Here is a 24,905-nt window from a genome sequence, read left to right as displayed (position 1 = left end):
ACACCCTTAAGAAGAACCGAAAAAACAGAACATCGTTTCCATCGATTTGGAATTTCCAAGCGTTACCTATCCTTGGTTGAGGGTTGCTAAATCAACCGGCTGCGAGGTTCGATTGTTGAAAGTTTCGAAGGACTGTACCAATCTTAACGTCGCTTCTATTGCACAACTGGTGGACAGGAATACGGCGGCCATCTGTGTAAGCCACGTCCAATACGCCACGGGTCATCAATTGGATCCCATTCATCTCCTAGAACTTGCGCATTCCCAGAAGGCTTTGCTGGTGCTGGACATCACTCAATCAGCTGGGCTAATACCATTCGACGCCTCTCTCGCTTCATTCGATGTCGTTCTGGCAAGCGCTTACAAGTGGCTCTGTGGACCGTTTGGTGCTGCATTTTGTTATTTGAATCCGAACATTTGGTGCAATTATGACCCTCCCTTTGCAGGATGGCACAGCAACGAAAATCCATTTGCGTTTGATGCAACAGAATTCGATCTGGCAAAGTCAGCCCGCCGGATGGAATATTCAACCGTGGCTTATTCTGCGGGACTCGGAATGGCCGCGGCCATTGATTATCTGGAGCGAATCGGCATTGATTCGATCTGCGGGCACAGTAAAAATCTTTGTTCCATTCTTCGCAAACGGTTGGAGAGGCTTGGTGGAGCAGTGATTACGCCAGAAGAACAAACTACGGGGATTGTTTCCGTTCGATTCTCGAACGTTTCCTCGCAGGAGTTAGTCGAGTACCTGAGAAAGAACAATATTATTTGCTCTTGCCGTTGGGACAGAATTCGATTTTCAATTCATCTCTACAATTCAGAACTGGACGTCGATCGCTGCGTTCAAGTCTTAGTTGCGTTCTTAAAACGGTGACCGCAGTAGGAAAACAAACTCGTCGTGAAAAAAAGCAGACGCAAATCAAATTAATTAAGGGGAATTTACCTGGTGCGATGGAAAGAGGAACACCGAACACCTGAACGAAAAGTATAGTTTATCGAGAACTAGATTTCCACTACAACCACACGAAGGGGTTTCCCCTGCTGGCGCAGCCCCGCTGACCCTTCCGAATCACATTATCTAAGGTCCTACCTGGGCCAACCAGAAATAGAAGTTTCATTTTGGAATGAATTTCTGGCCAAGTGGCCAAAAACATGGTTCAGTCACACCACCACCACCTGTCACCTGAACCATATGGCTGCACCTGATGGAAGCATAACTTTACACTTCATCCGAGGAGCTCGAGTAATTGGGGGCGCTTTACCAAATCGTCCTTTCGGAAGGATCGCATTGCACTAAGTGCTTTCCGGAAGCATGCGTTTGCAGAAAGTTTTGACACCTAACTCTAATATGGTAATATTAGATTGATTTTCCGCTCTGTGCTGACATTTGCAGCGTGGAGAAAGCGGAAGAGAATGTCACGTTCTTCGTTCTCCTCCTTCCACTTTCCAGCCCAAGAAAATCAGACTCAGGGCAAAAAAATTAACAATCTAACCTCTCTGGCGATAATGCCGGGGAAAAAGGAGAAGAATAATGTCTAAAAGCTCAATTCAAGTATTGGAACAGAACTCTGCTTCCATATCTATACCGGAAATTCCACTTGTCCGGGTCGACACCGCTTTAACCTCACTTCGAAGTTCTGGGCACGATCCAAGTAGTGCTGTTGGCGAAGTAGCGGACAACAGCATTGAGGCAGGAAGCAATAACATCCGCATTCACCTTTTTACTGAGAAAAAAATCGGTGTAAAAAAATCGATTGAGGTAGTAGAACGAGTAGCCATCGGTGATGATGGAAAAGGAATGAATAAGGTCGTACTTCACCAGGCACTTTCACTCGGCTTCAGTACTCGCTTTAACAGCCGCATCGGAATGGGACGCTTCGGGGTAGGGGCGAAGCTCGGTGCAATAAGCCAGGCAAAACGAATTGATATTTACTCGCGACAATCGGGCGACGATGCTTGGCTCTGGACGTATATTGACCTTGACGAAATTTCTGCAGGCACGATGACATTGGTACCTGAGCCGTTATCAGCGCCGCTTCCAAAGGATTGCGAGCACCTTGTCGGACCAGGAAGCGGAACCCTTGTTCTTTGGTCAAAAACTGATCGCTTACAAGAACGCGATTCCGGAGGAGCGCGAATGGCGACTACCGTGATCAGTGACCTAGTCGATTATTTGGGTCGGACATTCCGAAAATTCCTGGATGCCGGAATTAACATTTTTGTGAATGATAAGCCTGTTAAACCTCATGACCCTTTGTTCCTCATGACTACTACCCGATTCCATCAGGGCGAGGCTCCAGATCCAACTGCTACCATATTGATCGAGGAGTCATTTTCTTGGATCGTTCCTACAGATCCAGCTCTCATGTCAGATGTACATGTGACCATGACTCTTTTGCCTGAAAAGCTCCGTCCTAAACGTGGTTCCGGCGGCGACAAAGCGGCAAAGGACCGGCGAATTGACGATGAACGCCAGCAGGGAGTGTCAATTCTCAGGGCTAATCGAGAGATCTTTTTCGGTATCCTCCGGTACGTACAACCATCTCCCGTTCAGGATATCGATCGTTGGATAGGAATCGAAATTCGTTTTTCGCCGGAACTCGATGAGTGCTTTGCTGTGAGAAATGTCAAGAAGGGCGCGGAGCCAGTGAATGGGTTACGAGACAAACTTCGAGATATCATTCACAAAACCGTAATGACCGCCAGAAAACAAATTCAGGGTTATTGGGACGAGAAGGAACGTCAAAAGGCTGTTGATTCCGGTCAACATGCGACGGCGGAGGAGATTGTAAGCAAAGTGGTCGCCGTATCCCCAAAGCCACGGGCAGGACAGGATGTTTCGGACCAAGAGCGTGAGAAGAAGATTCGTCGTGCCGCGCAGGTTTTGCTCAAGGACTCACCAGAATTAATAAGCTCGCTTGCTGACGAAATCCGAAAGCGTCCGGTAAAGATTGTTCCTGAAAACTTTCCGGGTAACGAGTGGTTCGAGATCGAACACCTGGGCAGTACGGCTGTTATCAGACTCAATATGCGACATCCCTTCTATAGCAAAATCTATGGGAGGATCATCGAAGCAGCTGCGGATACAAGTTCGCCAACAGATGACACACCGATTGCAAAATTGGCTCAGCTTGCACTGGATTTGCTCATTTGTGCTTATGCGCTCGCAGAAGGCATGGATCCGGATCCCAATGAAAGATATAGCGACCTACGATCGTACTGGGGAATCCATTTGAAAAACATTGTTTCGGAATGGAAGTCCTAGTGTGATAACTGGGGGCCGGCCTTGACCGGTCCCCATCCGACATAGGGAGGATCAAATGTCATTTGATTTAACAATTAGCAACCCGGCAGAACTTCTTACTGAGATAGCAAGGCGTTATGAGAGTACAACGAGAGTCATCATGGAATACATCGATAATTCTCTTGATGATGCTGAAGAATTATTCCGAAACTACGGAAACGTCTATCCAAGACCCATCGGCATTGATGTAACGATTGACCGGGGCCGCCGAACCGTCTCGATTCTGGATAATTGTCGCGGAATGGACATCGAAACACTTTGCCGAGTTGTTCGCAACGTTGGCGAATCACGAAAAAAAGGTATGTCCTGGTTGAATGGCCAGTTTGGGTTTGGAGTGCATGCGTTTCGGGCAGCAGCGAAACGAATAGAATTTCGGACATGCAGCGGACCTGATAGTCACTACATTCTTTCTTTTAACCGATCCGAGTTTAAGGGACTTACTCCCCCAAGATCCATACAAGCATCCTTTCCAACTGAGAATGCAACGGGAACTGAAATAACTCTAAGCGAATTTGAGGAAGAATGGTTTGATGAGCTTGACGCGGAAATTTTGCAAGAGGAATTAGAGAAACATTTTGAGCTCTTGCTTGCAAGAGCGAATCTGTCTATCAGGATCCATGAAGGACTGAAGACTTTCGTTTGCGCACCGTTTGATTACGGCAAATTCACTGGCAAAGAATTTGTCAGGGATGTACCCGTCGGGGCCTTGGGTCACAAAATTAAAATCTTTCTGAAAGTAACGGATGCACCGGTAACCACGAGAAGGTCCACGTTTTTTGCACGTGGGAGACGAATCAACGAGATCATGGCCATCAAAAGCTTTATTAGTCGTTCCAAATTCCGAACTGCTTTATGGGGTCACAATCACTTAGTTGGTTACATTGAAGTGACTGACTGGATCGATCCTGTTATAACTCGGGACGAGTTTCAGAAGGGCAGGAAGCGCGTTCAGCTCTATGAAGCAATTCTCGCTTTTGAGCAAGATCTGAAAGATACAATTGACGAGGTCAATAAGCAGAATGAAATCCAGAATATGGGTACGCTAGAAAAAGTAATTTCGTCTGTTCTTTCCAGGATCGCTCGCGAGGATGCCCTCAAATTTCGACATGAAGCGGTATTATCCGGCGATCTGAATCTTAAGGATGGGGGAGGATCGATGTTCACGGACGATGTGGGTGGTCCAACCGGTGAAGATGGCGGCAAAAAAGGCAATGGTGGTACCGGCGAAGGCGAGGGGACTGGACCAAAGGGTTCCGGCCAAGGAACCGGCCCAGGAAGCGGGGAAGGCGGGCCAGCTGATGAGGAATCTCAGTCACCATCTCCTTATGCTGGAGCCACACGCAGAAAAAGCGGCTTTGACATCAAGTTCGTTAGCTTTCCGCCAGATGTTGACGGAAGATTAATCCGGTCCAATTTTGTCGAAGGAACCATTCAGATCAACGTTTCGCATCCGGATTTCGAACAACGACTTGAGCGGTCACGCCAGGGGGGACTAAAAGTAGGGCTGCGGCTGGTAGCTTACCTCGCCAGCGTAATTTCAATACACTACAAGGATCAGTTCTATGACAAGTACAAGAACCAACCTGATGTCAGGACCCAACTTCTTGATGAGCAGGTGGCCTTTCAATGTCGCTTGGAATCTGCACTTGTACCGTTCATGGGTGAATTAGAGCGCATCCTTTCTGAGGGCTGAAATGCAAAAAGTTGAAATTGACTTGCAACTTAATCTGCCTTTGGGAGAATTGATTCACAGGCTAGGTCCTTTGAACAATGATTGGCGCTCCAGTTCAGGTCTTCGGCGTCTGGAATTGATGTGGGAAATCGGCAATTTGCTTGTGCAGGCCGGGGTTAAGAATATCCATCCTGTTGCTTGGTCGATACAAAAGCGAAGCTACATAACCAGAACTTTGCTTTCATATAGCTTTCTGATCCGCAAACGATGGAAAAATAGGAACGATCTTTCCACTGCATTTTCTGGAATACGTGACTACAGTCTGGTGCGTGAAGCATTTCCTTTTTTGTTGGGAAAATATCAACTGAAAGACCAGGAACGTGAAGGGTTGATCAAACTTCTGAACTCAGAGAATAGAGAAAAAACGCGGCAAGAGATAGCGCGGCTAAAGAAGGAAAAGATCGGAATTACCAAGATGCGCGCTAAGATCGAGCCAGATATTGATGCTTCCGGACGTCGCATCCATGAAATCGAAAAGCGTCTCCACAGAATACTCTTTAAGGGCGCCATCGATGAAATTAGGGATGCAAAGAATAGGATTGGAGAAGGGGGCCTTCTTTATCTCGCTCAACTGTGCATGGCGATCGGGCGCTGTTCAGAAAAACTTCCGCAGAAGCCTACGAACACTGAAACTTGGCCTGACTTTGCGCGTGAGGTCGACGACATTCTTCGTGCGTTTGTAACTGCTAGCAAGGAGAAAAAAGCCAAGTATTACAAAGTCATAGGCCAGAAAAGACTCTTGCGCCTTGCTGATTGGTTCAACTCTTGGAGAACAGAAAGCGGCGTCGTGGCGTTGCGGTCGCGCGCGGGCGCGAACATCATGGTCGATCGTCAGGATTAAGAAATTTCTATAGGAGTAAATGAAACATGCCAATTACAAGAGCAGGCGAAACACCAAGCTATCTGGAATTTGCTCTCCGTTATTGCGTCGACAGACAACCGCCTGGGTTAGAGTATTTCAATCTCCAGCCGATTATCATACCAGCATTTCAGAGAGGAATTGTCTGGCGTAGAGACAACGTCGACAGCCTCATCGAGTCCAATGCGGTTCTTTTCGGAACAAGTATCCTGGCTCACATTGAGAATCAAGGGCTAATTCTGGTAGACGGGCTTCAGCGTTTCGCGACGGCTACGTCTTTACTCAATAACCTATATCCGAAGGTACTAGCTCCGACACCTAGCGACCAAACGGCGGCACCCTATTTTCAGAACCTCAAAACTCTCGCTAGTTTGAGACAGGCAATTTTCGCGCACAACGATAATGCCTTGCGAAATCATCGTCGGAAGGCCATCCGCGAAAGCTACGGTGATCTGGATGAGAACATAAAAGAAATATTGGACGTAGGCATGCAGTCTAGTAACGTTCAAGAATTCGCGACAAACGTGGAAAGGATGTTTTTAAGAAAGCAGATTGCGATTGATCCATATTACGGATTCAATCGAACAATCGAGTTGGCTCAGACATTCATAACTCTGAACTCCGAGGGTGTAGATTTATCTCCGGTTGATCTGTTGCGTGCCGTTCTTGTCGACCGAGCTTTTGCACTTGGGTGGGCTTCTTCCGACGTTGATCAGATGGAAAATGATTTCACAGATGTTTTTGTAAACCATCCGAATAAAAACGAGCTTAAAGCTCTGGGAAATATTCTGTATGAAGGGGTTCGAGATGATTCTGACCCTGTAAGCCGGAAAAGAATCTTTCCCAATTGGGACACGCTTACACTTGACGACGTAACAAAGCTGCTTGATTTCGTCCAAAAGAGTCTCAATGCCGGGCTTAGCCGGGAGTTTCCATACTTAGACGAGATACTCGAATCCGGAAGCCTACCGTTTGCAATCACGGTTTTACATTTCTATCTGCAGTGGATTGCCGACCCAAACAAAGCGCCGGATTTCTATGATGGTTCTTTATCAACATCTGCCGATCTCCACTTGCTCCTTCGAGCTTATTACAGGAAGATCGCGGATGGCTCAATAGGGCGGATTGGCGACATTGCAAGGGAAGGAATACTCAAAGGAACATTGGATACGGTACAAAAAATTGCTGATAGAATAAACCCTTCTGATGCGGGCAGCATTTCAGACGAACCGGCAAAAGGATGGCTGACTCAAAGATTAAGAGAGATTGATAAGACGCGCGCCCCTCGGATGTTCAATGCCTGCCTGCTCCCTTTACGTACTGAGTCGGGAGGTGCCTTCTCGCCTTTTTTGTTCGGGCGCGGGGAAGACTCATGGAACATCGATCATTTGATTGCCAAGAAATTGATAAGGGCCAACGCACCTGGAGAAAATGAAGCTGAGAGGCTGCCTAATTTTTCACCCCTTCCGACCAGAGTCAATAAGAGCATTCGAAATAATCCGTGTTCTACAAAGCTTGGCCCACAGGGTCCGTACGTACTAAATGTCGAACGCGGGAAGCATACCTATATTGATTGGCTTGTTGAGGTTCAGTATCCATCCTTTGTATCCGACCTGGATGATCAAAAGCTTCTAGTGCCGAATGCGAATCCCGCAATTGGAGACAAACGGATTGAAAAGTTGGTTGACATCTTGTTACCACGCCTCTGATTATTGGGGGAGGCTGGGTCGCCTACTTGAAAGTCACAGTTTGTCGCGGAGGTTACGAACGCCTTTTCTTGAGCAGAAAATTCAACCAGAGGATTCGATTTTGGCTGGAACGAATTTCTTCGGATTTCCAGAAGGCAAGTTCGCGAAGTGCTGGAAAGTACGCAAGAACTTCTCTAAAAGAGTCCATGGTGTAGTAGTTAAAAAATCTTCCGTCTTCCGCGACCCGTTCACCTTCGCCTTCCTTGAGTGATAGATATAGTATGCCGCCAGTTTTAAGCGCTATGATTAAGCGATTTATGACATCGTGCATTTCGCGCTTCGGAACATGGAGTAGAGAGGCGCAAGCCCAAATACCATCAAACTTTTCTTTGAATTCTAATTCTTGAAAAGAAACAACTTCACAACGTTGGCCGGTGAAATGTGTGGCGAGGTCAGCCATTTCCACAGATCTGTCAATGGCTGTGACGCGATAACCTTTTTCCAAAAACGCCTTTGTGTCCCGTCCAGAACCACAACCAGCATCAAGAATATGCGCGCGTGGTGCCATTTCCTTCAAAAACGGCTCGTAAACGTCATGCATATCCAAATCTACAGTTGACTTGTAATATTCCTGGCTATGATGCTGGTAGAACGCCTGAGTTGTAAGATTACCAGGTTCACCGTTTTTGATTTGTAAAGTTTTCATCTGTTCCGCTTTGCCTCAAGGATGGGGAGAGCTTCCAACATGCGTTTACTTGCTTCAGCGTAACCATCAAGAAAATCGTTGACTTCGCGATAACCCTGCTTGATCTTTTCGTTTAGATCGCGTGGATAGTATCCTCGCTTATGCCATCCCGGTTCATAAGGTTTCGTCTCGGGACTCTTATGAATTGAAGAAAGAATGGCATAGTGAGCCATGTATTCACCAAGTAGTTCGATGATATCCTTGGAGGCCAATCCCGCATTTTCGGAGATTATCTTTGTCATCCGGTCTCCTATTTCAAGGATACCCACTACCAAAGGTAATGCTTTTGGATTCGCCTTCACCGCCGGCAACTGATCAAGCAACCGAAACCCCTTCCAAACGCCATAACTGGCGAGCACGAGCAAGGTGTTTCCCTCGGCATCACGTTCCGCCAAACGTTTGTACCGCTCTGGCTCATCCTCAGCGAGTTGATCAAGCATTTTTTGGTAAAGCGATTCACTTTGGTTGAGAAGAGCGAACATCGGTGCGTAGAATAACTCCATTTGCTTAAGGCGATAATCCAAGATCTTTTGTGTTTGTTCGAAAATTGCTTCGTGTCGGGCGAGTTCCATCGCTCGTTCAGCCGTGAGAACGGCCCGTCGTTCCTCGCGCTCACCAGCCTGAAGTGCTCGCCGCTCCTCGCGTTTACCGGTCCAGTATTGACCAACTAGCAGCGCCATTGCGCCAAATATTGCGGCACCCAAAGTCGAAAGACCAGTAATAATGGGAACGGTATAATCAGTCTGTTGGCCACCCTTTGGGACCTTTCCTAGATCTATCTCAACCTGAAGGACACGATCCGTTAGGCGTTGTAAATCCTCCTTCATCGGATCAATCTGGCTCGGTTGGACGGGCGTTGCTTGAGTCTGTGAAGAGGTATTGGCCTGTGGAAACGCTCGAAGTTTTACGAATAAGAGAGTAAAACAGAAATAAGAACAACCGCGAATAGCCAATATCGTTTCATTTGCATGGGTTTAAGGGTTCTGAATGTTTAATCTTGTCGATAATATCGCTAAGTCGTGAAGGTTTTTCGCTAATTTATCAAGAATCAGCACGCCACGATTGATGTGGGCCCTAAATTGCTCATTTATGCCGCGCTGATAGGACAAGTTGTACTTCACACAGGATTGCTTCAGAAGGACTACGAAAAGTTCGTCATATTCTCCAGTGAGAGTGAACCGATTGAATTCTTTTCCGTCTTGCTGATAGATCTCCGGATTTGGTGGCAACGATTCTCTCAAGGACAGACAGAATCCTATTCGGCAAAGAATATTAGGTGTTAAACCAGTCCTTGCCTGAAGTATCTTCAACCGTTCCGTTACTTCACGGGAGACATAAAGTTTGTTCAGCCGCATTTGACTACCTCTTTATGCTCCCAGAAGTATCCTTCCTTTATACTGGTTGATCCGTCCTTATTGTTGTATTCAAGATGATACGCATGGGAGATCTCAGGCGTGAGCACTTCAAAATAGTGCTGATCAATCTCGGTATCGGTAGAAAGAATGATAACTTGATGGCTTGCACGTGGGAAATAGTTTTCAACTATGTGCCTACGGTGATCACTATCGAGTCGTCCAAGAGGAGTATCGATCATCACGGGTAATGGCCGTCCGGAAACCTTAGATAACGCCCAGAGTAGCGAAATAGCGTAGATCTGCTTTTCACCTGCAGAAAGCTGATTTTTGGCGATTTGCACCGCATGCCTGTTGTAGAGCGTGACTGAGAAATCTTCTTGATGAATTTTTACCTCGCTGAGGACATCTTCCTTCCGTGCAAGGTTGTTAAAAATTGAAGAAAAGCATTGTTCAAGTTCCCGAAGTTTTTTTCGCCTGACCTGGGAGATGAATTCAGTCAGGACACCGCCAACCTTATTTGCAAGGGAAATCCGATCCGCAATATCTTCTCTCTCATCCAAACGGTCATACAGTTTTTTCATGCCTCTGAGTGTCTCCTGAATCTGGAACTTGAGGCTAGAAATCTGCACTCCTAAAGCACTAGTTTCACTCTGAAATGATCCCAAAAGCTTATTCGCTTCTGAAAGATCATCGATGATCGGCTTTACCGCCTCTTCTGGTGGGATTCGCTGAATTTTTCGTTCTATCTTTTCAAGATCTCTAATTGATCTTTCCATTGCACTGGACAGAGTCTTCATCCCTTCTGGAACATCTCCAATAATTTGAGTAAGCATACTCATCAGTTCCGTTTGCAAAGACGGGGAAAGGTCATGAATCAACTGAATATCGGCGGAGCCTTCAGGAGAATCCTGATTCGTTATCGATGTTTTCACAAACTCTGCAATCTTACTTGCTAGTGGTTTTGGAGCACCAGGGAGCTTTGAAATATAGAGCTTTGTTTGGGAAGCGACTTTTTCAGCAATTGTACCGAGCTGCCTGTGGAGAGCATCCCAATGCCTATGATGCCCTTCGTTTACCAGTTGTTCAGATACCTGAAGGCACAATTCTGGTATCAAGGAGAATGGATAGAGCCCGGCGCACTGCTCCCGGATCTGGTTTCGCACAGTTTCAATCGCTTGTGATAACCGAGCCTTTTGCTCGTGAAGTGCCTCGCGATCCTTGATCCAAAGGCCACCCCTCTGTGAAAGCCTCTGTTCCAACAACGCGATTTGGGAGGTTAGCTCATCAATCTCCATTTTCTTCGAAGCCAAGACTTGCTCTAATTCCCTAAGCTTTGCCTCAAGCTCATTCTTTCTGCTTTCAAGATTGAGAATTTGTTTTTGGATTTCTCCTTCTTCAGAAGATTTTTTTTGGCGGCGCACGTAAATATTCAAATCGGCCTGCAGTCTATCAACCAAGTCAAGACCAAGAAGATTATTAATGGATTCTGCTAACCTAGTATCACCTTTTTCTCCATAAGCCAATTGTTGAATATGTTCACCGTCGAAAAAGAAAAGCTGGGCAATACCTTGCGGAATCAGATCTTGAACGAAGTCTTGCCAGTAATCTGCTTCCAGCTCAGAAAGTAGACAACCATTTCTATAAACTTTAAGCGTCTCATCGATTCCTTCACCGTTGTCCAACCAAAGTCTTTCGATCACAAAAAGTTCAGCTCCTTCCCCGTTACCGTATTCGAATTCCAACTTGATTGCTGCACTGCTTGAATTGAGCGCAAACGGTGGATAACGGTGAATGAGACCTCTCAGATATTCCTGATATTCCTTATTACTCACCTTCTTGGTAAGTGAGGCTCTTCCGTAGAGACAAAGACGTACGGCTTCCAAGATTGTAGTTTTTCCTGAGCCGTTCATCCCTCCGAACAAAATTATGGGATTCTGCCGACCTCCTTGATAACCTCTTGGAGAAAGATCCAATTCCTGCTGTCCAGCAAACACTCCAAAATCATTAAGAGTCAGCTTTCGGATTATCATGGCTTCTGTTGCTTTGCACGCTTGTTCTTTTCTTGGATCCGGTGGAGTATCTCCTCTTCCGGCCTCCAGACTTCGCCTAAAACCGTGTCAATGCGGTCAAAAACACCGGCCCTCTTGTTCATTCTGTCCAATTTTTTTTCTTCGTCCAAAAGCTTCATGACAAGGGCCAAAGGAACATTATGACCTTGACAAATGGATTCAAGAATCTCTTTATCCCTAATACTAAATCGCGAAGTGTCATCCTGAACCCAGAGAAGATCCTCGCCAGTTACTTCGCGGTAGATCTTTGGAACTGAGTCTTCCCAGTCTTGTTCCTCGGTTCGCCAGATTCGACGAATTTCGTGCAATTCCGCCCCGGAGATCAACGTAAGTTTCGGATCAGGGCCGTTCTTTCGCACCTCCAATTGTATCTGAAGGAGCTTTCTCAGAAGATCTCTCCGAAATGATAGATAATATGGACCACGAATAAGGCTCTCGCCATCCCTTTTCAGAAGTGAATGTCCATTCCGTCGCTTGTAGCTTCGATACTTCGCTTTGTCTTCCTGCGTTGAAGCCAATAAGTTGCGAAAGTCAAGAAGCGGCTGCATCCATTCTTGGCCGCCTTCTTCTATTAATCCTTCAAGCGAGTGATTCTGTTGAACTACCGTACAAGTCCAGCAGCCGAAGCGACTATTTCCGCATGAGGGCGTTGTGGTATCGACAACCAACGGACATTCACCCGCTTGGGCGTTCCGATATAGGGTCACAAGATCGCGATTATTGTTACCCCAAGGCGATGGAACCTGAAGAAGATAAGTCCATACGTCGTTCAGCGTAAAGTCTTCAATGGGTGTGTATACGAACGCATTGGGTAATGTCGAGTGTCGGGACAAAAGGTTGCCCTTAATCTTATGGAGGTTCATAACCTGGGCTCGTGTCGCACTTTCAGACCTACGGACCCCCAACACCAATATGACTTCTCCGTACTCAGAGACCTTCTCAAGAATGAACTTATTTGCTGGATCAATCTTCATCCTATCCGTACACCATCGGAATCGTTTTGAAGGCGCTGAATAGCCTCGCCCGATGAGATTTACCCAGAAAGTGTCATGGACTTCAGGAATGACAATTGCGGCTTCAAACGGCAGGATCTGCTGTTCGGCTGTTGTTTTTATCAGTTGAAGAGTCTTTCTAATATATCCGACAATGACAGGGGTTTCTACTAGAGTGTCAGAAGAGATAACGTATATCTTTTTTATCAGATCTCGTTTGGGGAGTTCGCTGAGCGCATAGCAGATGAGTTGAAGTGCGGCAGTTGAATCCTTACCTCCGCTATAACCTATGACCCAAGGTCGCTTATCGGATCTATATAGATCCTGGATCTCTTGATATATTTGCTTGATCGATCTGGATTCAAATACTGATTTCCCGTTCTGCTCACTCATAGATATAGTCCTTCCTCAGCAAAGGAGTTGCGTAATACTATGGCAAACAGTGGAAGGCCGGATCTCACCTCAAAAAGTCTCCAGCATGTTGAAGCTGAGTTCGATATCTTTTTTATAATCCAGCTTCTTTTTTCTGAGCCGAAGTTCCAAACATCTCTCTTTTCTATTTTACACATTACGCCACAGACAAACAACCGTCGGTTGTCAATAGCGCCATTTGAGGTATTCAACGTATATCTAGTCAGATTTGACTGATTTATAGTAATGTATGCCTTAGAGCAAGTCAAATATTACTTTTGGCATTTGATGGCCGCGCGGAATAAGAAAACAGAAGATGGGTTTGTAAAAAGGCTCAGAGAAGTCGTCATCAAGGTAGCCACAAATAACGTAAGTCGGTTTGCCAATACGCTGAGATTGAATCAGTCGCTCGTAAACAAATACGTAACGGGGAAAACGGAGCCAGGGCTCGTATTTTTCCAAAAGCTAATACAAGAATTTCCGGAAACTGACCTGCATTGGCTGCTAACGGGTGAATCTAAAAAGACAATGAAGAAACAAATCGAGAGGACTTTCGAGAACTATGCTTCTCGCCTATCTCAGCTCCCCCCTAAGCAATTGGAAAATGTGCTCGCCTTGCTTGAAGCTGTAATTGAAACGCAATTGAAGACAGCAAAGAGAAAGAAGTAGTAAGGCAAGTTCATCTCCTTTCGATTTCCGCAAAATAACAATCAATCATCCAACGTAGAAGTTCTTGTCCCATTCGCTGGTGTTGGTACCTTTCAAAAGCTCGACGAGGTTCAATTTGCGCTGAATGGCGCCTCGACGAGCCCCAGGAACGGCTCCCTCCGCAAATTTTTGCCAAAACTGATATCACATGGCTGATGCGAAACAGCTGATGATTCAGGATTCCAATCCGGATTTCAGCAAAGCGAATGGAGGAAGAAAAGATGATGTTGAGTGACCTTGAGTTCAACGATTGGTGCAGAAAGATGAGTCTATCCATTGAGGCAAAAGCATTGATTCAGCGGATCCGAACATCGCCGCCATATCGGAATGTTGGCAGCAATGGAAAGAACGTTCGATGCTTCTTTCCAAGTCGTAAAATGGGCGTGACCATACAATGCGAAAGTCACAGAAACGAACTTGCTGCGGCTTACGAGCTGGAACACGACAACGATGTTCTGGAGTATTACGATCAGCCGGGACAAATCAAACTTGTCTACCTGGCAAAAAATTCGAAAAGGGTTGGGACTTCCCACTGTCCGGACTTCTTCGTTTTGCGCAAGGGATGCGCTGGATGGGAAGAGTGCAAAGAGGAGTCTGAGCTGGATCAACTTCGGGAAAAGAGTCCCAATCGTTATCTTCGCGACGAATCCGGTAACTGGACATCGCCACCAGCCGAAGAATATTCAAAACGACACGGTTTCTACTACCGTATTCGATCCTCAAAAAATATCAATTGGATCTTCCAGCGAAACATTCAGTTTCTTCAAGATTATCTTCTGCATGAACATTCAACAATACCGGAAGTAAAGCCCGATGTCTTCGAAATTATCTCATTAACCGGACGTATTACCCTTGAAGAACTGTTTGTCAAAACAGAGAAAGAGATATCACGTGACGAAATCTACTACATGATCGCTACGGGTGGAATCTTTGTTGATCTGAAATCCGCCCCACTTGTTGAACCGGAAAAGGTTCAGGTCTTTGCTAATGAAGAGTCGTCTGCTGCATGGACGAAGATGTTTCAGAGCTCTAAATCTCTTCCTGCTGTGCGAAAACCCTACGTTGATATATCCCCAGGTCTCACCCTGGAATGGGACGGACAAAGCTGGCAAGTGCTGAACGTAGGCGAAACGGCCGTAAGCATTTCGCGTGAAAACAGGTTAGTCGAATTACCACTTTCTTCATTCCAGGATCTTGTCAGGACCGGACGAGTTAACAACCTACCCGCCCAAACCGAAGTAAAGGAAAACTCGCAGCTGCTTGAAAAACTGGGAGCAAACAAGAAGGATCTTGAAGTTGCGAACAGCAGGTACGACATCATTTCGGATTATTTAAGACACAAGGTTCTCCCGACTGACGGCAAACCTACTAGAACTCTTTTCCATCACCTTGCAGCGTTTCGTCAGGCAGAGGCAGAACATGGATGCGGCTACATCGGCCTTCTTCCTAAAAAGCGATCAGGAAATCGCTTGAGGAAACTTCCTCCAGAAACGCTGAATCTCCTTCATCAATTCATTGAGGAAAGGTATAAGAACATCCGGCAAATGCGGATGTTTGAAGTCCATTCTATGTATGTTCAATCATGCGAACAGCAGGGTTTACTTGCCGCCAGTTACAGGACTTTTGTAAACGAGATTAAAAGATTGGATCGATACGCCACTACTCTTAAACGAAAAGGCCCGGTGGCTGCGTACAAGCATGAACCTTTTTATTGGACTCTGGAAATGACTACGCCGCGTCACGGTGATCGACCATTCGAAATTTGCCACGTTGATCACACTCAATTGGATATTGAATTGGTATGCCCCTACACAAAGGAAAATCTCGGGAGACCGTGGATGACGATCATGATGGATGCTTACTCCCGGCGAGGTCTTGCGGCGTATGTCACTCATGATCCGCCGTCGTTTCGATCCTGCATGATGGCAATAAGGGAGTGTGTGCGGCGTTTCGGGCGGCTTCCCCAAATCCTCGTTGTGGATGGGGGTAAGGACCTGAATAGCATCTACATGCGAGCGCTCATGGCATACTTTCGCTGCCTGGTAAAAGTTCGACCGGGGAAGAAGCCACGCTACGGATCGGTTTGTGAAAGGCTGTTTGGAACAACTAACACTCAATTCACGCAAAACCTTCTTGGCAATACTCAACTCACGAAAAACGTTCGAGAAGTGACGAAGGATTTCGATCCGAAGGAGCACGCAGCTTGGACACCGGAGCGATTCTACATTCGATTCTGCGAATATCTGTACGATGTCTACGATAATTTGAAACACTCTGCTCTCGGAAATTCTCCGCGCGAAACATTTCTCAGCCAGATGGCAAAAACCGGAGACCGATCCCAACGGTACATTCCCTGGAATAGTGACTTTTTCGTGGCTACGCTTCCGACCACTCCCCGCGGACAAGCCAAGGTCATTCCCAACATCGGGACTAAGATCAATAACATCTACTATTGGTGTGAGGCCTTCAGAGACCCCAAAGTTGAGGGAACGACTGTAGCTGTTCGATACGACCCTTTCGATGCAGGAACAGCATACGCATTTGTTCGCGACCAATGGATACAATGCCAGTCTGAATATTTTTCCATTTTCCATGGAAGATCTGAACGGGAGATCCGAACTGCCTCCGAAGAACTCCGCAAACGATTAAAGAGAGATTCAAAGAGCCTCTATACAACTGCCAAGCAGCTCGGTGCATTTCTTCTTAACGTTCAGGATGAGGAAAAGGTTCTCTTGCAGCAGAGACGCGACCGCGCCGGCAAACAAATCATCAACTCCATCAATCAGGGATTTGAATCTGCTTATCCTGAATCCGATGACAATCTCGAATTGACCGCGGGCAAACTCTCATTGCCTGAACCGCAGAATAATCCTCCAGCAGAGGAAGCAGTTCAGGGCGATACCCAGGTTGAAACAAATTCAGAAATCGAAGTCTTTGGAGAGTATTAAACATGAAAAAACACATTGGTTTCCCTCGTGATTTGCTTGAAAGATCGATTGATGAGCGGCTCCAGTATTTTGAGTCGTATACCATGGCACATCCTTTTCAGGCTCAGACCCTCGCGAAAGTCAAGCGGTTCATTTTTCACCCGGGAGGAGTACAAATATTGAATCTTTTCGGAATTCCAGGCGTGGGCAAGAGTAAGTTGATTGAGTGTTTGGAACAGCAGGTTTGGCAGGAAATGGTCCCACTACTGGAATTGGATCCTGGGCGCATTCCGATTGTAGTTGTAAAGGCGCCGAGCCCACAGTCGACAGCATGGAGTTGGGCGGATTACCATTTCCGTTTTTTGAACGCCTGCAAGGAACCTCAGATTAGACACAAAATATTACCTGCTTCGATGTGGCGGACAAAAACGGATCCTGCAAAAGGGACCACGATTCAGCGAAGAATGTCGGGGCTTGAACTTCAATATGCAGCCGAGAAAACTCTTGAATACCGCAAGTTGCTGGCCGTTGTGATCGATGAGGCGCAGCACTTAGCAAAAATCGGGTCAGGTCGTAAGCTGCTCGATCAACTTGATTACGTGAAGTCTCTTGCGGAGCGAACGCGTATTCTTCACATCCTTGTTGGACCTACTGAACTGCTTTCTTTCCGAAATCTTAGCGGTCAACTGAGCCGCCGCAGCAAAGATATTCCGTTTGAGCGGTATCGTTTTGAACGGAAACAAGACATAAGAATCTTTCAGGGTGTAATTCTAACTTTCCAGAAACACCTGCCTATTTCTGAAGAGCCTGATCTGGTTACAAACTGGGAATACCTCTATTTGAATTCATTAGGGTGCGTCGGAATTCTCAAGCAAATGCTGCTCAGAGCATTAACACATGTCATTACAGAAGGGCGAAACAAAATGACAGCACAAGATCTCAAGGACGCAGAACTTTCTGATTCTCAATTGGAGAAAATCGCCTCCGAGGCTGCTGAATTTGACGCACTCCTTACCAGTAATCCAAACCGCAGGAAGAGGATCATGGCACTCATTGGAATGGACAAAGTATCGGACAAGTCGTTGGTCAGCAACGACGAGAGTAACTCGCGTAAACCCCCTGTTGGAGTTGCGAATCCGAGGCGGTATCCGGTTGGGGGGAACGAAAATTGAACCGCAGTGTCTACCCATCGTGGGATTTTCCAACGCGGCGAATCCCGACCCGTAGTTCATTTTTCAGCATCCCACCACTGGGCATGATGAACGGTATGAGTGAGTGTCTCACCGGATTCATTTGTCGGCTAGACGAAGCACACAGCCTTTCGTGTGAATCATTGATGAAGGAGATGCTCAGATATAGTAATGAAGATTACCATGTTTCAAAATTGCTAACTCCATCTTTTCGAAAATATTCCGGGGCGCTTAACGGAATCGGGCTTACAGCATCCAGATGGGCAAGAATTGTGAGCCGGTGCACGCTTAGACCTGAGTTGGAGTTTCTGACTTTCCTGCCTTGGAAACGCATGATTTCGCCGCGGGGATTAATACGTCAACATTCCGCATGGTGTCCTCTTTGTTATGAGGACTGGAGGCACAAAGAAGAAATAGTTTATCAACCGCTAATCTGGTGTGTTCGAACCGTGCATGTTTGCCGTCGTCACAAATGTCTCCTTGAGGAAAGATGCCCTGCATGTCACTGCTTGCAGAATTGGCTAGCGCCTAAATCGCTTCTGGGATACTGCTCGCGTTGTAGACATTGGCTTGGCCTGTCCGAAAAGTCAGGATCCGGGCTAATTCAAGAGGATCAATGGCAATACGAAGTTTGGAAAACGATGTTCGTTGAGGCACTAATTTCTCATAGCTGGAAGTTACAATCAGAATTCTCAAGGACGCTGCTGTCCAAATTTCTATCCGTTTTAGTCGACAAATACGCGTCGGGCAGCATTTCCAAATTTGCCTCGCAGGTTCATACCCGGAAAAACACTCTTTGGGGCTGGAAGTCCGGAAATTTGAGGATATCTCTTCCGGAGTTAATCAAAATTTGCTACTGCTGCGGAATTGAAGCAACTGGTCTGCTCAAGTTCAAGCAGAATGGATTTCAATTTCGCAGAAAATCAATTCGAACATTTACCAATAGTCAGTCTCGTAAGGTGAAGCACCACTACGAATTCGATCTTAAAACGATCAAAGGAATTCTGGAGTGCGAGTCTCAAAAACGCGAGCCACAGTCACTGGAGAAAATTGCAAAACGGTTGAGATGCAGCAGAAGATTTCTGTATGGAAACTTTCGCGAGCTTTGTGTGCGCATATCTTCGGCCTACCAGCAAAAAGTCTGCGAAAATCGGCTACAGAAGCGAACTCGTCTTCTAAATGAAATCCGGAAAGCGGTTATTAACCTTCATTCAACTGGAGTATATCCATCGAGAAGAGCTGTGGATCGAGTCGTCAGGAAATACAGGGATCCGAATCATCGAATGGCACTTGAAACACTCCGAAATGCTCGAAGGAGTCTGGGTATCGACTGAAAAACATGGGGCTTACGCCGAGAATTTACAAGAAAGTTGAATCTGAATTTACGATACCATCCCGCACGAGGCTCAGCTTTGTGCGTCCAATGGGGATCGGCAGCTTGTGGGTAGAAGGGTTGGCCAGCCTTATTTCCAGAACGGCGGAGATTCACTCAATTCCGACTTCGGTATTGGTTTTCAAGGAGATGGGCAAGTTAGGTACAGGGGCATGGGTAAAATTCAGACTGGGAATGTTTCACGCTCGAATCATGGCTTCAGATGATGCAGCCCAGGAGGTTGCAGGTATTGTTGAACGCCTAACAGGCTCTTCTGAAGGACGTCATACGGCAGTGATCTTTTGCGGGGAAGCAATCAGCAGAGTTGACCTAATCAAGCCATTCCGAGACTGGTGTTCACAGTGTTATCAGGAGTGGTCAGATTCAAGTTTAACGGTCTATGATCCGCTGATTTGGGCAATTGACCCAGTGAGGATTTGTCCAAAACATCAAGCTGAGCTAACGACCAAGTGTCCGGGATGCTTGAACAGAATCCTCCACCTCGATTTGCTGTCGCGCCCAGGATACTGTTCCCGCTGCGGCGAATGGCTCGGTCGATACCCTGACAGTAATTTGTCCGAAAGCCAATCCGGTGGAGAATGTCCTGATGACACCTGGCAGAAATGGGTCATATGCAATACCGGCGAATTGATCGTGGCTGCGCATTCAAACCAAGAAACGCTTTCCAAGAACAAATTGATTGCCTCAGTCCGATCCATTTTCGCATCTGCTCAAGACAAGCAATTTCCAAGTACCTTCGAATTGAATAGACGTATTATTTTCAACTGGTTGAATGGCGCGAGTACACCACGACTGAAATTGCTCTTGGAATTCTGCTTAGTCTTCAACGTCCGCTTGTGCGATTTGGCATTTGGGGAGAAGAAGGAAGCTCACATCAAAAGCCGAAGAAAGGACTATGCGCACATTAAAGAATCACTTTTACGGGGCCTCGAAGAATTTCCACCTCGCTCTCTAAGAAAAATTTGTTCCGATCTTGGCGTTGCAAAAAGAACTGTTCGATCGCAATTTCCGAGCTTGGCAGACAAGATAATTCTAAATTACCGCGGCTCTGGGAAACGTCTTTGGGGACCCCAAAAAAGAAGAGGTGTGCCTGGACATAAGAAGACACCAGATTTTCTCGTAGAAGCGAAGAAATATTTGGAACAATTATTAAATGAAGAACCCCCTCCACCTTTGCAAAGGGCCTGCAACTACCTTGGCGCTGATAGAAAGTGTTTGCGGCGGCATTTTCCTGAATTGTGTAAAAGAATCAACCTGAATTTTCAGGCTTTTTATCGCGGACTGTCGATGCAAGATTCCTTTCATGACCGTGCAAAAAGTTATCTGGAGAAAGCGGTCGCTGAAATTCCTCCACCTAGCTTCAGCTATGTTTGTCGGACGCTCACGTCCTCAAGAGCCGCACTGTTAAGGCGTTTTCCCGAATTGGTTTCAGAGTTGACGGAAAAATCCAAAGCATACAGAAAACGCAACCTAGAATCGATTGAGCATGAACTGAAACAGGCTTTAAAGACCGATCCGCCTCCGGCGCTGTTTGCGATTTCAAAACGATTGGGAGTTTACATAACGACACTGGAGAATCGATTTCCACATCTTAGCCGCGCCATAGTTGAGAGACGGAAACGCTACTTTTCATCGAAGTTGGTATCGATTGATGAACTCCTGAGGGTTTTGGAGGAATATCCACCGCCGTCAGTGTCGGCGATTGCTAACCGTTTTCAATGCCGTCCAGACAGTCTTAGTTACAGGTTCCCATCGATTGTCAAAACGATAGCTTCAAACCATCGACAACACCAAAAGTTACATTCTGAACAATTAAAAAGTCAGTTCAGGGAGGAATTGACCAAAGTGGTTTTGGAAATCATTGCGGAGGGAAACGTGCCTACCAATAACGCCGTCTATGCCCGGATGAAAGGCGTGAAGTGCCGGGCCATGATCTGCGAAACCCTACGGGAAGTTTTGAATACATTGTAGATCCCAAATACGTTTTCAAGAAAAAAAGAATAACAACCCCCAAGAAGGCCATTAGACAATTATTATGCTTAGGCTGACAAATCAATGTACAATTGGTATCAGATTCAATGCCCGAGATCACTCCTCCATGGGTAGAGGGAGAGAAAATCCCTGACGAACGAGTCCAAGACATTTTTCAACCTCCCCCAGAAATCCCAACGAAATTCTACCGTAGCGCATTAGTAATTGGTTCTCGGGGCGCGGGAAAGACAACCCTTCTTCGCTACCAGAAGCATGTGCATGATGGTATTGCTGCTCATATATCTTTAGCTACTGAGTTTGCGAGCATTACGAAACAGACAGGGTTGGGGGCCCTTGCATTCGACATCCCGACCGCGATTGAACCGCTCATAATTGGAAAAGCCACGGCTCTTTTAGCTCTAAGTATTACTGATCGCCTCTTAAAGAAAAATGTTATTCCCTCCTCTGAAGCCCTTGCCGGATGCTTGCCTCAACAGTTTCGGCCAAAAACTGTTGTAGGCGCTGAATGGATTGCAGCTGCAAGATTTGATGTTGCGAAAGCTCCGCTGGAAGTGTTTGAAGGGATTTCAGAACTAGGTGCCTTGCCAGCGTATGTATCGGAGCTAGGCGAGCAATCCGAAAAAGTGAAGGGTGCCCTTCTTTTGTTGCTGGACAGGGCAGATATGGTATTGGCTCCTTCCCTTATGCCTGTTCTTGAACTTCTTGATCAGTCCAATAGGTATATTGCTCTGGTTGCAATGAGGCCAGGCCACACAGTTGCGGTAGCCGATTCGGTGGTGGCGGGTGATCACTATGCAATTGTTCATCTTGGTGTCTTCCCCCGGTCCCAAGAGTGGATAAAATTTGTAGAAGCAGCAGTGCAAGCTCAATGTAAAAACTTCTCGACACTCCCAGAAAACATCAAAAGCTTAATATTAACAATTTCGCGTGACTCTTTGAAAACGTCCTTAGAACTCACAGCACGATATCTTTCGGTTCCCGTACAACAGAGAAACGATGAACTTAAATCCTCGCTTGATGACCTGCGGGAAAATCAACTTGTAGCCTCGCAAAAAAGTTTGCAGAAGTATCATCCGAATTTCCGTCAGATGATAAATGAGCTTCGAGAGGAAGCACTGAAGCGCTATGGTCGCATCACAGGGCCTGTTATGATTTCGATCAAACAACGACCTCCAGAAGGCCTTTTTGATACTCACAATCCTCTTAGCCGTTTCATAGAGATGGCTCTTCGGTCGGGAGCTTTATGCATGCCAGAAAGCCACCGTTGGGTTCCTGGCCTACGACCGACCGAGTTAGAAATTCCACCTATTTTGCTTTGGCACAGACAGAGTTCATTTTGGGATCATGCATCGCTTGAATCTATCCATCTCACGCGCAAGGAGAATGAAGTTTTGCAGCAAACTCTTGGCCCTCGAAAGCCACCAACTCTCTTTGTTGCTTATCGAATGACGTTTGAAGAGAGTAAACGTTTTCGACGTGAATTTGAGGAGTCTGTTCGGTCTCGTCCAGATCTCTCTTCTGTCAAAGTCGTAGACGGGAAAGTACCAGCCGGAGCATTGTGGGCCAAAGTTATTCGAGAAAGAATAAGCGCTTCCAAGGTAGTCGTAGGAGACGTGACCGGAACGCGACCGGATGTTTTATTTGAACTTGGCTTTGCTTATGGGCTTGGCAAGCACATCATACCTGTGGTTTCTGGCCCTGCGGATCTTTCTACGCTTCCAGAGTGGTTAGGTGCAACACAGGTTGGTCATTACCGAGACCAGATCGGCTTAATGGGACTTATGTCCAGTATCGCGACTCATCTCTCGGATCCGGAATTCACGCGTCTGCCACGCCAGCCTCACCCAATTCCCGCGTTAAGCGTCTGGCTGCGCGAACTCAATTGGAATAAGCATGCACAAGATCAGTTTGTAAATCTTGCAAAGAAAGAAGGCTTAAAATATGAAGTGATTTCTGACTCTAACATTACAAGCATCCGCCGAGCATCTAGCGCCTCACTGCTTATCGTTTCTCTTGATGGAACAGAACCGGACGCCCTCATGCACTACATTTGCGGCGCAGTGTGTGCGAAGCCCAAAGCTGGATATGGTAGGTTATTGGCAAGAATGATATTGATTTTAGAGGAACCCGGTTATCCCAAAAACAGCCTTGTTGCTGACAGTTTACGCCATTGCCATGATACAGTTCGTGTCATAGCATCGAGCCAACTAAAGGAAGATACTGAAAGATTCTTAAAGAATTACAAAAAGTGGGTTACTACTAATCCGGCTTCCAGGAGGAAGTAATGCTGAACACAAAGCTTTCCATCGTTTCTACGCCCAGAAGTATGCAAAGTCTGCTTGGCAATTCATCTTCTACAATGTGGGTTGGGGCCCTTAGTTTTGAAGAACGGTGCGTCGCTTCTCTCTCGAAGCTTTCCGGAGAAGATCTTCGTGTCAATGCTGCCGTGGCGTTGGGTTATTCTACTCAGGTGAACCCCAGCTCAGATGATCAGGCTCGAAGAGCAAGGAACTTGGAAATCCTCTCCGATCTCAAATCAAAAGCGTATGATGAAGAAATCCGACTTGTTCGCATTGATGCTTACTCGTTTCAGGGATTGCAGGATGCAATGGAAGATTTAATCGCGAGGGACAATCCGAAGTTCGTCATTTTCGATGTCAGTTGTATGACAAAAATACATGTCTTAGCCCTTGCCGCAATGCTGAGCAGATCCCAGTTAAGGTTCGAATGGTCTGTCTGCTATTCGATACCGGAAAATTATGGAAATCTCAGTGAACCTCATAGAAAGTCAGGCTGGCGAGATATTATCGTGGCACCTCTAGCCGAAACTGCCCTGCTTTTTAATGAAGCTCACAGCAGAGGAATAATCATGCCTGGTCATGAAGCTGACCGGTTGATTTTAGGTCTGGCAGAACTCGAACCGTCTGGAGGTTTGATACTTCTTGTAAATACGCCCAACAGACCAGACTTACGTTATCTAAGTGAGCGCAATAACCACAAAATTATGAGACAGTTAACCAGACTACGCTCGAGCGATTGGGTCATCAAGATCGTCGGACTTGTTGATCTCGATAATCTTGCGAGATACGCAAAAGAGCAGATCAACATCGCAAAGGAATTTGATGCTCCTGTAATACTCTTCCCCTACGGCCCGAAGTTATTGCTGTTTTTCGTCGCATTACAACTTTCTTCAGAATATCCTGAGGCTTCTTGGTTCGTCTATCCTATACCTGCCGCTTACGACATCAACTACAGCGAAGGCATCGAAAGTACACTGTGGCTAGTTAATGAGACTGTCGAAACCTCTCATTTTGTAGTATGAATCAAGTCGATCCTTGCCTTAGGAATGCGAACGATGGGAATTTCTAAGTTCTCCCCCTTCTTCAATACTCCTTGTTTAAGTATTTGCATGAGTTTGGAAGGATAAGTTTGCAGTGCCTCAATTTGGAAGCATCAAGCTTCAGTTACTGCAAACTTATGCTTCTACTTACACTCACCACGCGCGACGCGAAGGCGATTTTATGGCTGGGGGACAGGGAT

At 46.4% G+C, this 24,905-nt stretch carries 16 protein-coding genes; 11 read left to right on the top strand and 5 right to left on the bottom strand.

What is annotated here, in order from left to right; all coding sequences use genetic code 11:
- Positions 1–76: 76 nt before the first annotated feature.
- The 5 genes from L0156_16575 (at position 77) to L0156_16555 (ending at position 7,604) form a co-directional block, all read left to right on the top strand.
- Positions 77–874 carry an aminotransferase class V-fold PLP-dependent enzyme gene (locus tag L0156_16575; GenBank protein ID MCI0604603.1) on the top strand — a complete coding sequence of 266 codons (798 nt, stop codon included), beginning with the start codon at positions 77–79 and terminating at the stop codon, positions 872–874.
- A gap of 657 nt (positions 875–1,531) precedes the next feature.
- The gene (locus tag L0156_16570; protein ID MCI0604602.1) at positions 1,532–3,265 is read left to right on the top strand and encodes an ATP-binding protein; all 1,734 of its coding nucleotides are present in this window, start codon (positions 1,532–1,534) and stop codon (positions 3,263–3,265) included.
- A 55-nt stretch (positions 3,266–3,320) separates the two neighbouring features.
- On the top strand, positions 3,321–4,997 hold the full coding sequence (locus L0156_16565; GenBank protein ID MCI0604601.1) for an ATP-binding protein: 1,677 nt from the start codon (positions 3,321–3,323) through the stop codon (positions 4,995–4,997).
- Position 4,998: 1 nt separating this feature from the next.
- On the top strand, positions 4,999–5,877 hold the full coding sequence (locus L0156_16560) for a hypothetical protein (GenBank protein ID MCI0604600.1): 879 nt from the start codon (positions 4,999–5,001) through the stop codon (positions 5,875–5,877).
- 26 nt (positions 5,878–5,903) lie between these two features.
- Positions 5,904–7,604, top strand: coding sequence for a DUF262 domain-containing protein (locus tag L0156_16555; GenBank protein MCI0604599.1), 1,701 nt, complete (start codon positions 5,904–5,906; stop codon positions 7,602–7,604).
- A gap of 52 nt (positions 7,605–7,656) precedes the next feature.
- On the opposite strand, the gene L0156_16550 is transcribed toward L0156_16555, so the two are convergent.
- From L0156_16550 to dndC, 5 genes are all read right to left on the bottom strand, one after another.
- Entirely contained in the window at positions 7,657–8,289 is a 633-nt protein-coding gene (locus tag L0156_16550; GenBank protein MCI0604598.1) for a class I SAM-dependent methyltransferase, read from the bottom strand.
- A complete protein-coding gene (locus L0156_16545) occupies positions 8,286–9,155 on the bottom strand; it encodes a hypothetical protein (GenBank protein ID MCI0604597.1) in 870 nt (289 codons plus the stop codon). The genes L0156_16550 and L0156_16545 overlap by 4 nt, the downstream gene beginning before the upstream one ends.
- Positions 9,156–9,302: 147 nt before the next feature.
- Positions 9,303–9,683: a DNA sulfur modification protein DndE gene (gene dndE, locus L0156_16540; protein ID MCI0604596.1), complete on the bottom strand. Its 381-nt coding sequence runs from the start codon at positions 9,681–9,683 to the stop codon at positions 9,303–9,305.
- A complete protein-coding gene (gene dndD, locus L0156_16535; protein MCI0604595.1) occupies positions 9,674–11,713 on the bottom strand; it encodes a DNA sulfur modification protein DndD in 2,040 nt (679 codons plus the stop codon). Before dndD ends, dndE begins: the two co-directional genes overlap by 10 nt.
- Complete coding sequence (gene dndC / locus L0156_16530) at positions 11,710–13,137, bottom strand: DNA phosphorothioation system sulfurtransferase DndC (GenBank protein MCI0604594.1); 1,428 nt, start codon at positions 13,135–13,137, stop codon at positions 11,710–11,712. Before dndC ends, dndD begins: the two co-directional genes overlap by 4 nt.
- Positions 13,138–14,069: 932 nt before the next feature.
- On the opposite strand from dndC, the gene L0156_16525 reads away from it, so the two are divergent.
- The 6 genes from L0156_16525 to L0156_16500 all read left to right on the top strand — a co-directional run bounded on the left by L0156_16525 (position 14,070) and on the right by L0156_16500 (position 24,687).
- A complete protein-coding gene (locus L0156_16525; GenBank protein MCI0604593.1) occupies positions 14,070–16,811 on the top strand; it encodes a Mu transposase C-terminal domain-containing protein in 2,742 nt (913 codons plus the stop codon).
- Between the two features lie 2 nt (positions 16,812–16,813).
- Positions 16,814–17,962: an ATP-binding protein gene (locus L0156_16520; protein ID MCI0604592.1), complete on the top strand. Its 1,149-nt coding sequence runs from the start codon at positions 16,814–16,816 to the stop codon at positions 17,960–17,962.
- 1,197 nt (positions 17,963–19,159) lie between these two features.
- Positions 19,160–19,354 (top strand): hypothetical protein, encoded by a 195-nt coding sequence (locus L0156_16515; GenBank protein MCI0604591.1) that lies wholly within the window; start codon positions 19,160–19,162, stop codon positions 19,352–19,354.
- A 1,105-nt stretch (positions 19,355–20,459) separates the two neighbouring features.
- Positions 20,460–21,344: a hypothetical protein gene (locus L0156_16510; protein ID MCI0604590.1), complete on the top strand. Its 885-nt coding sequence runs from the start codon at positions 20,460–20,462 to the stop codon at positions 21,342–21,344.
- A gap of 107 nt (positions 21,345–21,451) precedes the next feature.
- On the top strand, positions 21,452–23,650 hold the full coding sequence (locus tag L0156_16505; protein ID MCI0604589.1) for a nucleoside 2-deoxyribosyltransferase: 2,199 nt from the start codon (positions 21,452–21,454) through the stop codon (positions 23,648–23,650).
- Positions 23,650–24,687 (top strand): hypothetical protein, encoded by a 1,038-nt coding sequence (locus L0156_16500; GenBank protein ID MCI0604588.1) that lies wholly within the window; start codon positions 23,650–23,652, stop codon positions 24,685–24,687. Before L0156_16505 ends, L0156_16500 begins: the two co-directional genes overlap by 1 nt.
- The last annotated feature ends 218 nt before the right edge of the window (positions 24,688–24,905 follow it).

This window comes from bacterium (genome assembly GCA_022616075.1).
Taxonomy (GTDB): Bacteria; Acidobacteriota; HRBIN11; order JAKEFK01; family JAKEFK01; genus JAKEFK01.
Note: the sequence above shows the minus strand (reverse complement) of the source record. Positions and strands in the feature narration are given on the sequence as shown.

What these genes read in the sequence shown, in the direction of transcription:
- L0156_16570 (MCI0604602.1), top strand. Translation starts at nt 1,532, where the DNA reads ATGTCTAAAAGCTCAATTCAAGTATTGGAACAGAACTCTGCTTCCATA.
- L0156_16565 (MCI0604601.1), top strand. Translation starts at nt 3,321, where the DNA reads ATGTCATTTGATTTAACAATTAGCAACCCGGCAGAACTTCTTACTGAG.
- L0156_16560 (MCI0604600.1), top strand. Translation starts at nt 4,999, where the DNA reads ATGCAAAAAGTTGAAATTGACTTGCAACTTAATCTGCCTTTGGGAGAA.
- L0156_16555 (MCI0604599.1), top strand. Translation starts at nt 5,904, where the DNA reads ATGCCAATTACAAGAGCAGGCGAAACACCAAGCTATCTGGAATTTGCT.
- L0156_16550 (MCI0604598.1), bottom strand. Translation starts at nt 8,289, where the DNA reads ATGAAAACTTTACAAATCAAAAACGGTGAACCTGGTAATCTTACAACT.
- L0156_16545 (MCI0604597.1), bottom strand. Translation starts at nt 9,155, where the DNA reads ATGAAGGAGGATTTACAACGCCTAACGGATCGTGTCCTTCAGGTTGAG.
- dndE (MCI0604596.1), bottom strand. Translation starts at nt 9,683, where the DNA reads ATGCGGCTGAACAAACTTTATGTCTCCCGTGAAGTAACGGAACGGTTG.
- dndD (MCI0604595.1), bottom strand. Translation starts at nt 11,713, where the DNA reads ATGATAATCCGAAAGCTGACTCTTAATGATTTTGGAGTGTTTGCTGGA.
- dndC (MCI0604594.1), bottom strand. Translation starts at nt 13,137, where the DNA reads ATGAGTGAGCAGAACGGGAAATCAGTATTTGAATCCAGATCGATCAAG.
- L0156_16525 (MCI0604593.1), top strand. Translation starts at nt 14,070, where the DNA reads ATGGAGGAAGAAAAGATGATGTTGAGTGACCTTGAGTTCAACGATTGG.
- L0156_16520 (MCI0604592.1), top strand. Translation starts at nt 16,814, where the DNA reads ATGAAAAAACACATTGGTTTCCCTCGTGATTTGCTTGAAAGATCGATT.
- L0156_16515 (MCI0604591.1), top strand. Translation starts at nt 19,160, where the DNA reads ATGAAATCCGGAAAGCGGTTATTAACCTTCATTCAACTGGAGTATATC.
- L0156_16505 (MCI0604589.1), top strand. Translation starts at nt 21,452, where the DNA reads ATGCCCGAGATCACTCCTCCATGGGTAGAGGGAGAGAAAATCCCTGAC.
- L0156_16500 (MCI0604588.1), top strand. Translation starts at nt 23,650, where the DNA reads ATGCTGAACACAAAGCTTTCCATCGTTTCTACGCCCAGAAGTATGCAA.